The organism is Duncaniella dubosii, from assembly GCF_004803915.1.
GTDB classification, from domain to species: Bacteria; Bacteroidota; Bacteroidia; order Bacteroidales; family Muribaculaceae; genus Duncaniella; species Duncaniella dubosii.
In genome coordinates, this window is record NZ_CP039396.1 from 3,501,242 (window position 1) to 3,513,979 (window position 12,738).

The 12,738-nt window shown below is 48.0% G+C and carries 12 protein-coding genes, 1 tRNA gene and 1 pseudogene; 6 read left to right on the forward strand and 8 right to left on the reverse strand.

The window, feature by feature from the left end; translation table 11 throughout:
- The first annotated feature begins 366 nt into the window (after positions 1-366).
- Complete coding sequence (locus tag E7747_RS15555) at positions 367-687, forward strand: hypothetical protein (RefSeq protein WP_136416903.1); 321 nt, start codon at positions 367-369, stop codon at positions 685-687.
- A 152-nt stretch (positions 688-839) separates the two neighbouring features.
- Here E7747_RS15555 and E7747_RS15560 read toward each other — a convergent pair whose 3' ends face one another.
- From E7747_RS15560 to mobA, 5 genes are all read right to left on the reverse strand, one after another.
- Positions 840-1,160, reverse strand: coding sequence for a hypothetical protein (locus tag E7747_RS15560; RefSeq protein WP_228449205.1), 321 nt, complete (start codon positions 1,158-1,160; stop codon positions 840-842).
- 6 nt (positions 1,161-1,166) lie between these two features.
- Positions 1,167-1,619, reverse strand: a complete 453-nt coding sequence (locus E7747_RS15565; protein ID WP_123614586.1) for a hypothetical protein — start codon at positions 1,617-1,619, stop codon at positions 1,167-1,169.
- 221 nt (positions 1,620-1,840) lie between these two features.
- On the reverse strand, positions 1,841-3,871 hold the full coding sequence (mobC, locus tag E7747_RS15575) for a conjugal transfer protein MobC (protein ID WP_136416907.1): 2,031 nt from the start codon (positions 3,869-3,871) through the stop codon (positions 1,841-1,843).
- A gap of 36 nt (positions 3,872-3,907) precedes the next feature.
- Complete coding sequence (gene mobB / locus E7747_RS15580; protein ID WP_136417145.1) at positions 3,908-5,167, reverse strand: conjugal transfer protein MobB; 1,260 nt, start codon at positions 5,165-5,167, stop codon at positions 3,908-3,910.
- Position 5,168: 1 nt separating this feature from the next.
- A complete protein-coding gene (gene mobA, locus E7747_RS15585; RefSeq protein WP_120466137.1) occupies positions 5,169-5,609 on the reverse strand; it encodes a conjugal transfer protein MobA in 441 nt (146 codons plus the stop codon).
- A gap of 629 nt (positions 5,610-6,238) precedes the next feature.
- Here mobA and E7747_RS15590 point away from each other — a divergent pair.
- The 4 genes and pseudogenes from E7747_RS15590 to tnpC all read left to right on the forward strand — a co-directional run.
- Positions 6,239-6,598: pseudogene (locus E7747_RS15590) on the forward strand (ParA family protein); the annotation flags it as partial.
- A gap of 69 nt (positions 6,599-6,667) precedes the next feature.
- Positions 6,668-7,084, forward strand: coding sequence for a hypothetical protein (locus tag E7747_RS16785; RefSeq protein ID WP_136413419.1), 417 nt, complete (start codon positions 6,668-6,670; stop codon positions 7,082-7,084).
- On the forward strand, positions 7,071-7,427 hold the full coding sequence (tnpB, locus tag E7747_RS15595; RefSeq protein ID WP_136413421.1) for an IS66 family insertion sequence element accessory protein TnpB: 357 nt from the start codon (positions 7,071-7,073) through the stop codon (positions 7,425-7,427). Before E7747_RS16785 ends, tnpB begins: the two co-directional genes overlap by 14 nt.
- Positions 7,428-7,505: 78 nt before the next feature.
- Entirely contained in the window at positions 7,506-9,107 is a 1,602-nt protein-coding gene (tnpC, locus tag E7747_RS15600; protein ID WP_136413423.1) for an IS66 family transposase, read from the forward strand.
- A 19-nt stretch (positions 9,108-9,126) separates the two neighbouring features.
- Here the strand turns inward: tnpC and E7747_RS15605 are convergent, their stop codons facing one another.
- The 3 genes from E7747_RS15605 to E7747_RS15615 form a co-directional block, all read right to left on the reverse strand.
- Entirely contained in the window at positions 9,127-9,417 is a 291-nt protein-coding gene (locus tag E7747_RS15605) for an Arm DNA-binding domain-containing protein (RefSeq protein ID WP_136416909.1), read from the reverse strand.
- 358 nt (positions 9,418-9,775) lie between these two features.
- Positions 9,776-9,860 (reverse strand) — tRNA-Ser (locus E7747_RS15610).
- A 233-nt stretch (positions 9,861-10,093) separates the two neighbouring features.
- A complete protein-coding gene (locus E7747_RS15615) occupies positions 10,094-11,197 on the reverse strand; it encodes an AI-2E family transporter (RefSeq protein WP_136416911.1) in 1,104 nt (367 codons plus the stop codon).
- Positions 11,198-11,450: 253 nt separating this feature from the next.
- Here E7747_RS15615 and E7747_RS15620 point away from each other — a divergent pair, with 253 nt between their 5' ends.
- Positions 11,451-12,698: an efflux RND transporter periplasmic adaptor subunit gene (locus E7747_RS15620; protein WP_136416913.1), complete on the forward strand. Its 1,248-nt coding sequence runs from the start codon at positions 11,451-11,453 to the stop codon at positions 12,696-12,698.
- Positions 12,699-12,738: the final 40 nt, after the last annotated feature.

Sequence of the window (12,738 nt, forward strand, 5' to 3'; positions counted from 1 at the left end):
TCCCTGGAAAGTGTTGACAGATTTGAGGGCGATTAACTAATGCGGTTTACACCGTCGGTGACGGTTCTCTGTTTCTCTTTACACGATACTAAAAAATGGTGATATAAATGGCATAATAAGGGGTGGCATGATAAATGACGGGATAAAATTTGACCCGACTACAATATAATATCATAGAAGTTCTAATGCAACTTTAATTCTTTAACAAAATCAGCTTTACAACATAAAAATAAATTTGACATTTCAGTTCCCGAATGCTAATTTTATGATACCGTCAAATACTTATAAAGAGGCGACAGTCACAAGGTGGCAGACCTCATGCAGAGATTATTAACACGTTTCATTCATACTTAAATTTAATTTCTCATGAGTGCTATAGATGTAGCGTGTGAAATCGGGAAATCAATTATAACCGACCACGCAGTAACAAGTGCAACACAAACTCTAATGACTTCCACCATTTCCGGTGGTGCACAAATCGTTGGTGCAGCAGCTACGGGCGGCAACGTTTCCGCAGCCGTGAGTGCGGCGGGTGCATCTATCAGTTCTGCTTCGGCAGGAGTCGGAAATGCCGTAATGGGAACACAGGTGGTTTCAATGGTCTCCACCCTTTTGGCATCTCCAGCCGATCCTTTTGTAATTGGAGCGGGTATTATAGCTGGATTATGGTGGCTGTGTAGCGATTGACATCAACAAAACTCTAAAAACGGGGGACGGCACTCGGTTGTGTCGCCCCTGATGTTTTTTACACAGCAATATTGTAGAGCTGTATCAGTGTGTAATATAATATAAAAACAGCGGAACGTGCTTCAATGTAGATTCCGCTGTTTTCTTGTATTTTATTGTGCAATTTCATTTGGCATTTTTGTTAGCCGGGGTATCATCAAGTCATCACAGGCATCCTTCAACGCCACCCAATAGCCTCCATACTCCGTATGGCCCTCGTGCATACTTTCAGCAATTCGCTCAAGGTCATCATCACTGACGGCATCGGCATCATATCCTGCGGACACTATATCTTCACGCGAGACTGTTGAGACAATAGCATAGCCGTCATTGTGTGACAGTGCCAGTTTTATTTTATCAAGGAGCTTTTCAGACAGCCCATTATCCGGATGCGAGCGTATATACTCCGCACATTCTTTCAGTAACTTTATCATAAGCATTTATTTATTATTTGAAAGACATTCTTCTTCTGCCCATTTGCCGAATCTGTAGCATCCGACCAGTATGAAATCCTCACAGCCATATTCTGCCAGAGATTTGAAATCGGAAAGGCAGTCGCAGTAATAGAATATGCTCTCTTCCATTGCTGCGGATTTGTCATCCACTTTCAATGATATTTTTATATCATGCTCATTACCGTCATCCTTGTACACTATCCGGCAGTTGGCATAATCCGGCTCCGTGTCCGAATAAGACTTGAATTCCTGATACAATCTGTCGATATCCATTTTGACTTCATCGGGATCGGTCAGCTCCGGACAAGTACCGCAATCCTCGCACTGTCCGTATAGGAAAGACTCATCCGTATAACGTCTGAATACATTCCCGTTGGGATTTACTATCGCTTCACAAGCGACATTGGTGCTTCCGCACCTTGTACATATAATACTCATATATCTTCTATTTAGTTGATTATAAATCCTTATCGGGCACAGCAGCCTGTGTCCTATTCTTGCCGCCATGACAGCCACACGCCGGACAGTGCAAGGCTTTCGGGAAAAATACCGCAAGCCCCACGGGGCGCGGCAGATTTTTCCACGAAACCCGCAGGGCCTGGCCTTGCATCCGTCCGAAAGGCGTGTGGCTACCTTCGCGGAGAGAATAGACACCGGCTTTATTTCTCCCCGGCCTCTCCGTTATCCTCCGGCGGGAGCAGATGCTGTAATTCCGGGTCGTTCTTGATGCGCTCCATCTCGTCGGCGATTATCTGCTCTACATCATTCTTTATCTGAGAATAGTTTCTTTCAATCTGTTCCTGCATGATGTCGTTGCCATCCTCGTCCAGAAAATCATTGATTACAGGTATTTTCTTGTAGGCTTTTGTCTCTGCCGCCACTTTTGCGCTGTCAACGATGATGCGCGAGTGAAAGATCTTCTGGTCTATCTCCTCGCCGAAGTTGTCGGCAACGCTGCCGACGAACGTGCCCTGCGACAGATTTGCTATCTTGGATGCGGGAATGAGGAAATCGAGCTGGGTGTTTATCGAAGTGGAAGTGTCCTGCCGGTTGATGGATACCGACTGGCGCTGCTGGAGTATTTTTCCGAAGCGTTCCGACAGGTTCTTTGCCGTCTCGCCTACGACCTGCCCGCTGAAGATATTGCCGACAGTGTTCTGGATTACTTTCGCCTCCTTGTCGCCGTAGTCGCGCGCAAGCTGGGAGAAGTCCTGAAATCCGAGGCATACAGCCACCTTGTTGGAACGTGCCGTGGCTATAAGGTTGTCGATGCCGCGAAAATATATGGTCGGCAGCTCGTCAATGATGATTGAACTCTTGAGCTGTCCCTTCTTGTTTATCAGCTTGACGATACGGCTGTTATATAGTCCGAGGGCGGCCGAATATATGTTTTGTCTGTCTGGATTGTTGCCTACACATAGGATTTTGGGAGCCTGCGGATTGTTCAGGTCGAGCGTAAAATCATCGCCTGTCATGACCCAGTACAGCTGCGGTGAAATCATCCTTGACAGTGGAATTTTTGCGGAAGCTATCTGGCCCTGGAGTTGATCCTGGGCGCCCCCTTTCCATGCGTCCATAAAGGGTGACAGATAGTTTTCAAGGGAGGGATATGAAGTGAGAATGGTGAATATGTCGGCATACGGCTTGTTGAGGAATTCTATGGCATGGGGGAAGGTGCAGTAACGCCCTTCCTTATATATACGGAGGTACCATATTATCGCGGCGAGCAGGATAATCGGTGACTCAACGAAGAAATCTCCCTGTTTCTGTATCCATGTCTTGTTCAAATTCAGGAGTATGGTGTATGCCGATTCGTATGCGTCGCTGATATCCGCCATGAACTGCGGATTGATGGGGTTGCACCTGTGCGAGCGGCGAGGGTCATCGAAATTTATCACATAGAACTCCGGCTTCACCTTGTACTTGTCAAGGTTCTTGAGCAGTTCGTTGTAGGCGATGATAGATAGGTCATCGAACTTGTAGTTGTATAGGTATAGCGCGAACCCTTTGGAAATCTGCTGTTTGATATAGTTGTTCACCACAGCGTAGCTTTTCCCGGAACCCGGTGTACCGAGGACTATCGACGCACGGAACGGATTGACCACGTTTATCCATCCGTCCCATTCGCGTCCTTGATACACGAACTTGGTCGGCAGGTTCACCGAATACTCGTTCTCCATGAGGCGTGTCTCCTGCATGAAGCTCTCGTTGGCCGTGTTGAACACATCGTCCATGAGGTTGTGGAGGAACATGCGGCTCGTCCATATTCCGGCCATGAGCAGCAGTATATATCCGGTCGTGAGTGTTGCGGTGTATAACGCCGCATTCACCATCGGAGACAATGGCAAGGAAAGCATCCACCAGTTCATGAAGAAAAGCACGAGTCCCGATATGTAGGCTCCGTAGATTTTCTCCCATGTCATCTTCTGATTTTTGACACCCTTTGTACCGAGGCATGACAGGGCGAGGAATATCAGTGCGAACATCTTGGTGATAAGGAGGTTCTTGAAAAGTCCCGCAGTCCGCTGGAAGTTCAGCAGTATGCGGTCCACGACACCGATGTTCACACCGAGGTCGGTTATAGCCTGGTAGCAGTACCAGTAAACGTGTATCACTACGAATATTATGGAGATGGCGCGCATGAATTCCATGACTTTTGCCAGTCCCCGGAGGTCATCTTCCTGTTGCATATGGGATAATTTTTAATGGGTTTATAATATTGGTTGTCATTGCAGGCCGCGATAACGGCGTTTTTTCTTTTTCTTTCGGAGCAGACGGTTCGCCAGAGCCTCCTCCTGCGGATCGGGGTCATTGGTGTCGAGAGACAGTATTCCGAAAGCCTGCTGTATCGCTTCGCCCATGTCGGTGACAGCATTGGAATGTGTGCCAATACGCAGGCCATCGTTAAGTCCGTCAAGCCCCGGAATATCTGTATTGGAATTGAAAAGATTCTCGAAAGCGTTTGCCGAAAACTCCTTGCCGAGCCGGGAGCCGTTATACACCTCTTTATTGCGGTGGTCAATGAAAGTGGCACCGTATATGCGCCCGTCATCGTTCTCACGGAACACCACATCTATGCCGCGCAAGGCCAGTATAGACACGAAAGTGTCACGGTCGCCACGGCAACCGTGCTTGGCAAAGGTGACATCATTCGCAATCTTCGATTGCCATTTCTTCGCCTTGTAGTCACGCGCGTTGTAGCCGATACGTTTCTGTATCCCCTCATACCCGAACCTCTTGCCAATAAGCGATGACTTGACAGGTACGCTGACCGGACGACCCGAATCATCGGTAATCGCATAGACGATACCATTGTAGGGTGTCCCCTCATGTTCGCCTTTCACCTGTTTCGCCTCTATGTTGAAGCATGACAGCAACGCGCTGTATTCTCCGAACGACTGGAATCGGTATGATGAAAACACGCTCTTGAATATGTTGCCGATCTGACGCTTCACATCACCGTCGCGGTAATCGGCCTTTTTCAGATATGGTTCCAACAGCTCGCGGCGTTTGTCAGCCACCTGCTGCAAACCGAATTTCCGTTCCAGCTCGCGGCAGGCGCGCATGGAGCGGTTCCACTCGTATGAGTCGTCGATCTTCTCTCCGCGCTCGTTCACGCAGGTTGACACTATATGTATGTGGCGGCGCTCTATGTCTTCGTGAAGGAACACTATGTATGGCTGGGAACCATAGCCCATCTTGCGCATATACTCGTCGGCAAGCATTGCCAGCTGCTTTTCCGAGAGATTGTCATCAAGCGACGGATTGAGAGATATATGCAGTATAGGCTTGTCCGTGTTCTTGTTTGCCAAAAGGTATTTCCGGAAGCCGTAGATGGCATTCTGCATATTCATATCGGGGCAGTTGGCCGAATCAGTAATCATTCCATTCCCCGATATTATACGCGCGGTCCTGTCATCCACCTTCTGCCAGTTATAGGCGAGTGCCCCGTAGAGCGAAACGCCCCGGTTGATTTTCGCCACCATGTCAGTCCGGGAGATGGGTGTCAAGATACTTCTCCTTGTACTCGTTGATGAGAGCCACTATCTGGCGGCTCACTATCACAAGTTCGACGGTCTCCTTCTCCAATTTGCGGAGCAGCACGAAGGCCCTCTTGTCCCCGAAATTGGTCTTTACGGCTTTTACCACTTGGTTGTAGTTGTTGCCAATCGCCTGGAACTGGTGATAAAAATTGGTTAGCCGGATGTAGAAATCCGTCGTCGCAGGATCTATCTTGATTATTTTAATAGTCCGATTCAGCAACACGGATTTGATGAATTTGGAGTGATGCACCGCCTCTGATTTCTGAAACATCAGTTTGAACTGACGGTTCTCATCCTCGTCCATACGGACAACATAACGGTATTTTTCGGGTTTGGCCTTAGGTTTTCGCCCGACTTTTCTTCGTTGTGGGTTCTCTTTTTTCATACGGTTCAATACATTTTTTAGTTACTGATAATCCGGCACGGATTTCCGACTTTGGAGGAAATCCCCTCCCGAGCCGTCAGGCGAGTGGCAAGTTGTTTCAAGGCACGAAATTTATTTCGTGTGCCGAGAAACACAACTTGCTATGTTCGCTTGAACATGAATTTTCCTTCGTCAAATTGTTTCCGGGCCTCTTGCCTGACATTAGCGGGGATTTCCACCGATTGCATCGGTCTGTTTCCTTGTCGGTGGCAAAGTTACAGGCATTTATCCGGCTGTAAAATAGGGCATTATATACAACGTGATGACATAAGGTGACACGTAATGTCAGGGGCTTGACAAGATGGTTGAAAGTCGAAAAAATCTCCTTTTATTTGCAGTGTGATTGAGATCCGCAAGTCAGTAGTGACCGATTGAAAGATTGAGAGACATCTTGACTGAGTGAGGTCAATCAGGCACGAGTGACAGAGTGACTGCACTTAAAGAATCAGTAAATCACGAATGAGTGAATGCCCGAACTCATGTATGTATGAATGACTGACAGAGGTCATGAATGAGCGTACACATTCAGTCATACGGACATGCACTCATGCAGGAATGAATTCAGTATCATATAACATAAAAACGTAGACATGAAAAAAGAACCATTATTCGTTGCCATCAGCAACCAGAAAGGCGGGGTCGGCAAATCCGCCATCACAATCATGCTGACCGGGTATTTCCACTACCAGAAAGGTCTTAATGTAGCCGTTGTTGACTGTGACTTTCCACAGTTCAGCCTTATCCGTATGAAAGAGCGCGATATGCGCACAGTGGAGAACAGCGAGTATTTCCGCCAGCTTTTGGTGAACCAGTGGAACCGTATCCATAAAAAAGCCTACGCCATCGTGGGGGCGCAGGCGGAAAATGCGAGGGAAGCGACAGACCAGCTAAGGAAAGACGGTGAATACGACCTCATTCTTGTCGATCTGCCCGGCACCGTGAATTCAGCGTACAACCATCCGCGATAGCATATTGACGAACTCCGAAAGAGAGTTGTATCTTTGTCGACAAAAAGAATCATGGGTTATAACAAGTCTTTGTCCGATGTCTATTCAGAGACATGGACGCGTTACAAGAATCAATGCGAGACAGACGGCTATATCGCATTGAACCGTTTCTGTGCCGGTACCGGCGTCAACGTCCAGCGGCTTTATGAGTGGCTTCGGCGCCGCAAAATCAGCATAAGCGATTATCAACGCAGTCTGCCGGAGAGACCGGATTCGTCGCGGGAAGGTGGCGGGCCGTTATTCCGGGAGGTTAAGGTTCCCGGTATTCAGGTTGCGGATGAGAGCCGGGATGTCGGTGCCACCAGTGTCGTGCGTGACGTGCACATCGAACTCGGTTGGGGCCGAGGCGTGAGTCTGGGAGAGATAAGCGCGGAGGGGCTGGCGCTTCTGGTGGATGTCATGACACGCAGGAGTGATGTGGAGTCTTGAGGCGGATATGCGGCTCTGGGTATGCCGGCAGCCGGTATCGATGCGCTACGGCATCCGGGGTCTGGCCCAGATGGTGTGGTCGTGGAAGGGGCATTCTCCGGCATCGGGCGATGTGTATGTGTTTTTCTCAAAGGACCGCAAGACCATGAAGGCGTTGAAATGGGATGGCGACGGATTTTTGATGTACACAAAAAGACTGTCGCGAGGCCGTTTCCGGGAGGTGCTCAAAAAGGGCGATGACGGCGTGCGCAGGCTCCAATGGGACGATTTCTATATGCTGATGAGGGGCCTCACGCCTGTGAAGGTGATGGTCGAAAATCGCTTCAGAATGGCCGTAAAATAAGGCTTAATAATTTGTTAATCAAATAAATAAATGGCGTGGAAAGTTGCAAATGTCAGATATTTTTTGTAACTTTACACCATGAAAAAGAACGAGTTGATAGAGTTTCTGCAACGTCAGATCGAGTTCCTTCAAGGGCGGCTCGACGAGGCGTTGGCCTCTGTCAGCTCGCTTACTTTATCCAATGAAAAGCTGCAGTCGACCAACGAGAAGCTTGTGGCGACTGTAGATGAACTGCGCAAGCAAATGGCCTCAATGGAGGAGGCTATGAAAGGCAAAAGTGCGGAACTGAGCAAAGAGAAAGCCGCGCGTCAGGCAGTGCAGCGTCTGCAGGGCTCGCCGTCGGAGCGTCAGAAGAAACCGGTGACGACTCCTGCCACATCCGAAACTCGACAGCAGAAGCCAGAGAAGAAACGTACCAACAACGGCGCCAAAAGGAAGACGCATCCGGAGTGTGAGGTGGAGACCATTATAGTGGAGCCTGACAGTCCGGACTTCAATCCCGAGGCGGCGACGTTTATCGGCGAGTGCGATGTCGTGCGCTACGTCATGGAGCCGATGCGCTTCAAAAAAATTATCTACAAGGTCAGAAAATACGTGCAGGACGAGAAAATATACAAAGGTTCCGCACCCGCCACACCGCTGCTTAACTCGCAGTATACATCTTCCTTCATAGCCGGACTCGCCGAGCTACGCTATCTCCACTGCATGCCACTTGAAAATGCTGTCGAATACTTCCGTGCCCACGGCTTCGACCTTGACAAAGGCACCGCACAGAAGCTCGTAAGTAAGGTAAGGGTACATCTGGAAAATCTATACAAGGCGCTGGGTCAGGCAATAGTCGCGGACAATTATATCTGCGGTGACGAGACCTATCAGAAAGTGCGGCTGCAGGTGGCAACTCCTTCGGGAAGAAAGATCAAGAAAGGCTACATATGGGTGTTCGTCGGCATGACAACCGGGCTTGTGTACTTCTTCTATGACGACGGCTCCCGCTCGGCCGAAGTCTTCGAGCAACACATAAAAGGCTTCAACGGAGCCTTCCAGTGCGACTATTACTCGGGATACCGGCATATCGGAATCGGTGGGATGAGCGGGATAAAACGCTTGCCATGCCTGCAGCACATCAAGCGAAAGTTTCTCGATCTGAAAGACAATCCAAAGGCGCAGGAAATAGCAAAGCTCTTCGGACTCCTTTACCACTTCGAGCATCAGCACCGCATAGGCAAAGACGGATGGACGGCGGGAAAGCACCTTGAGTGGAGACAACGATACTCCAAGGTGATGCTCGAGAAAATCCGCATGAGACTGACAGCAGTCAAAGACCGCATCGGCGTGCCACCCGACGACCCGCTGCTCGCCGCCACCGAACATGCACTCAAACAATGGGACGAGATACCACGCATCTTTGCCTCACCCACCTACAGACTCGACAACAACGAAGTCGAGCGAATCAACCGCTACATATCCCTGACCCGTCGCCGACTTACAATCGGCTCCCACTCCGGAGCCGAAGCCGCCGCCCTGTACCACTCTCTTGCGATCACCTGCCACCGCTGCGGAGTCAACGTCTTCGACTACTTCTGCGACATAATCGACCGATGTGCCGCATGGCCGCCAAACACCCCGATCGAAAAATACCGCGACCTGCTTCCCGACCGCTGGAAACTCTCACAAAAATAGCCGCCCAAAACCTGGACGGCTATTTTTTTAAGCTATACCTGCTGTCGCGGACGGTTGTACTATCGAAGTACATCTGACGAATTGATGACTCCATATCAGACATAAGTCCATTCAATTCAGTGGCAACTTTTGATTTGCCGCTGACCTTGCCTTGCTTGGTGTCCCACAGTTTGGGATTGACATTCAGTTTAGAACTGAAATTAGTGTTCTCTCCGTTGATGGTGATTCTTGTCATGATGCAGCACGTTCCGTCTGCATAGACATGGTTTCTTCGCAGGAAGAAACGGATTTTGAGGGTGCTTTTACTCATACGTCTTTTTGATTTGTTTGGGATTTTTTGTGGCGATCCCCAACAGGAATGAGCAAAAAGGCGTTAAGGATATTTAACTATCCCGATATTTGTCTCCGTAGGCTCATATCCAATTGGTAATCGAACGCAAAGTTAATTGATTACTCTGAGGTATGAGTAGACAAATCATTGCCAAATGACGACAAATCAGTTTGTTATACTGAAAAACCTAACAATTTGAGGTTTGCCGATTTTTCTGTTAGGTTTTTGTTAGGCAACTCTGTCTAACAATGGCCTAACAGTGTCAAATCTTGGCATTGCATCCAAAAGAAAATCCCCTGTAAATCAAGGATTTACAGGGGATTGGGATTGTTCCAAGCGGAGAGAGAGGGATTCGAACCCCCGGAGGTGTGACCCTCAACGGTTTTCAAGACCGCCGCAATCGACCACTCTGCCATCTCTCCATTACGTCATCAAGGTTTCGAGCCGATGCCCTCGCTTGGTCATCTTTCGTGACTTATTTCCTTTTGACGTGTGCAAAGTTAGGGCGTTTTTTTGAACTGTGCAAATTATTTTGAAACTTTTTATGTAAAATTTCAATACAACTATCGCACAAAGCAGGCAAATGACAGCTAATCAAGCTTTTATATATTTATTAATTTCTGTTAATATCGGAATAGTAATTTATCATTATCTCCTATTTACCTTTTGGGGGATGACAATCATCAGCTGTCACACTGTCATGACCGATGACATATTCCCCATAATATGATATAAGGAGAGTCGTAAGCGGAAGGGCTATGATCATTCCTATAAGACCAAGCAAAGTCCCCCACACTGACAACGACAGCAATATTATCGCCGGATTAAGCCCCATAGCCTTTCCCATGATCTTAGGAGTAAGCACATAGTCACATATACTCTGGCTTATGACATAGACAAGCAGACATTTGCTGAATTCAGTCCAGAAAGTCACCTCTCCTCCCATCGAGGATATGAGACACACAAAAGCTACAGGGATAACAGTGATGTACTGAAAATATGGAATCATATACAGAACCCCGACAAGGATACCCAGCACAATAGCCAGAGGGATGCCGACAATCGAAAAACCTATACAGTAGAACACTGCCGCACACAGAGCCAACACGGCCTGCCCGCGGAAGTAGCGGTTCATACTGTTCTTTATATCATTACCAACTTTATTGGCTACCGGGCGATATTTAGGTGGGATTATCAAGGCGAAGCCCTTCATCAACTGACGGTAGTCAAGGAGAATGAAAATAACATAGATGAATGTCAGAAACCACTCAAGTGTGTGGAGCAGAAAACTTATCGAAGCTGAAATAAACGATGTCCCCTTGGTGATCAATGTCTCGAAATGCTGATTTTCAAGCAGGCTCTGCATAGTAGCGTCGTCAAATCGGCTGACAAGATAATCGTGGATATTTTTCGGAAGCAAGGGTATAGGATCGCCACGTTTAGCATAGTCATTTATGAGAGTCCCCATCTGATGAATCTCTTTCACTATTGACGGAACAAACATGTAGGCCAGCCCGAATATAATCCCGCCAACGGCAATCAATGTCAAGAAGATCGCCACAATACGCCAACGGATGTGCAGCCGGGTCATACAGAATTCGACAATCGGCTGCAGAATATATGAAATGAGGCATGCCAGAAAGAAAGGCAACAAAACATTGCGCAAAATATCTACGAGCCATATTATACCCGCAATGACGAGTGCGGCAAACAGGAAGCGCATCACCCGGTCAAATGTAATTGGACGTGAGGTCGACATAAACGTGATGATTTTACAATTATAATACCAATAAGAGCCAAATAGTTTACAATATCGTTAAAATTACCGCATGACAGAGTGTACGGTGTCCGCATCAATAATCAACAATCGGACAAAACCGTCCGTATTCGGACAATAATCAAATCAGCTACATATTATAAATCAGCTACATACCACTTTGGCACGATAAATGCTATATTATACACCATAACAAATAAAAAATCATTCACACATTATTTTTACTTCTGAAAAGATGGACAGAGAACTCACTAAAGCAGAACGGACCAAAGCACGGCGCAAAAAAATAATCCCTTATATAATAGGTATAGTCGCGGTGATAATAATCTTCGCGGTAATTATGATTTCGCTTAAGGCGAGCGTCAATCGCGACGACCTTATGACAACGACTGTCGACCGTGGAACAATCGAGACAACAGTCACGGGTTCAGGCAGTGTAGTCCCGGCATTTGAAGAAATCATCAATTCCCCGATCAGTACACGGATAATGGAAGTATATTGCAAGGCCGGCGACAGTGTCGACATGGGTACTCCCCTACTCCGGCTCGACCTACAGAGCACCGAAACAGAACTCAACAAGCTCAAAGACCAGATAGAAATGAAACGCTATGAACTTGAACAGCAGAAAGTCAACAATTCAACCCGTGTCAGCGATCTGGCCATGCAAGTCAAAGTAAAGGAAATGAGCGTCAACCGTCTTGAAGTCGAACTCCGTAACGAACGCTACCTCGACAGCCTCGGCTCAGGGACAGGCGACCGTGTGCATCAGGCCGAACTTGCCTACAACACCGGCCGTCTTGAACTCGAACAGATGCGCCAACAGCTTGCCAACGAACACCGCGTAACTGACGCAGGGCTTAATGTCAAGAATCTCGACATCAACATTGCTGAAAAAAACCTCGGTGAAATGAGCCGTACACTCAGTGATGCCCAGATACGTGCCCCACGCCGTGCGACACTCACATTCATCAACGACCAGATCGGCCAGAAAATCTCCGAAGGTGAAAAAATCGCCATCATTTCCGACCTGAGCCACTTCAAGGTCGACGGCGAACTGGCCGACTCTTACGGCGACCGCATACGTGTCGGTTCTAAAGCTGTTGTCCGCATAGGCCGGGAACGAATGCCGGGAATCGTCAGCAACGTAACGCCGCTCTCCCGCAATGGTGTCATATCGTTCACCGTGCGTCTCGACGATGACGCAAACCATCGGCTACGCTCAGGTCTGAAAACCGACGTATATATAATGTGTGATGTAATGGAAGATGTGAAGCGAATCAAAAACGGCTCTTTCTACACCGGCCCCGGCTCTTATGATCTATACGTCTTCAATGGAGACAATGAGCTGACGCGCCGTACCGTAAAGCTCGGCGACAGCAATTTTGAGTTTGTCGAAATCATCAGCGGACTTGAACCTGGCGACCGCGTGGTCATCAGCGACATGAAACGCTTCGGCAATTCCAACACAATCAAAGTGAAATAAATCTCTCACCTCTACATGACCATATCACATCAACAATAAG

Bases quoted from the DNA above. Each gene is read 5' to 3' on its own strand.
- E7747_RS15565 (WP_123614586.1), bottom strand. From the start codon at position 1,619: ATGAGTATTATATGTACAAGGTGCGGAAGCACCAATGTCGCTTGTGAA.
- E7747_RS15620 (WP_136416913.1), top strand. From the start codon at position 11,451: ATGGACAGAGAACTCACTAAAGCAGAACGGACCAAAGCACGGCGCAAA.
- E7747_RS15555 (WP_136416903.1), top strand. From the start codon at position 367: ATGAGTGCTATAGATGTAGCGTGTGAAATCGGGAAATCAATTATAACC.
- E7747_RS15605 (WP_136416909.1), bottom strand. From the start codon at position 9,417: ATGAGTAAAAGCACCCTCAAAATCCGTTTCTTCCTGCGAAGAAACCAT.
- tnpC (WP_136413423.1), top strand. From the start codon at position 7,506: ATGAAAAAGAACGAGTTGATAGAGTTTCTGCAACGTCAGATCGAGTTC.
- tnpB (WP_136413421.1), top strand. From the start codon at position 7,071: ATGTGGAGTCTTGAGGCGGATATGCGGCTCTGGGTATGCCGGCAGCCG.
- E7747_RS15615 (WP_136416911.1), bottom strand. From the start codon at position 11,197: ATGTCGACCTCACGTCCAATTACATTTGACCGGGTGATGCGCTTCCTG.
- E7747_RS15560 (WP_228449205.1), bottom strand. From the start codon at position 1,160: ATGATAAAGTTACTGAAAGAATGTGCGGAGTATATACGCTCGCATCCG.
- E7747_RS16785 (WP_136413419.1), top strand. From the start codon at position 6,668: ATGGGTTATAACAAGTCTTTGTCCGATGTCTATTCAGAGACATGGACG.
- mobA (WP_120466137.1), bottom strand. From the start codon at position 5,609: ATGAAAAAAGAGAACCCACAACGAAGAAAAGTCGGGCGAAAACCTAAG.
- mobB (WP_136417145.1), bottom strand. From the start codon at position 5,167: ATGGTGGCGAAAATCAACCGGGGCGTTTCGCTCTACGGGGCACTCGCC.
- mobC (WP_136416907.1), bottom strand. From the start codon at position 3,871: ATGCAACAGGAAGATGACCTCCGGGGACTGGCAAAAGTCATGGAATTC.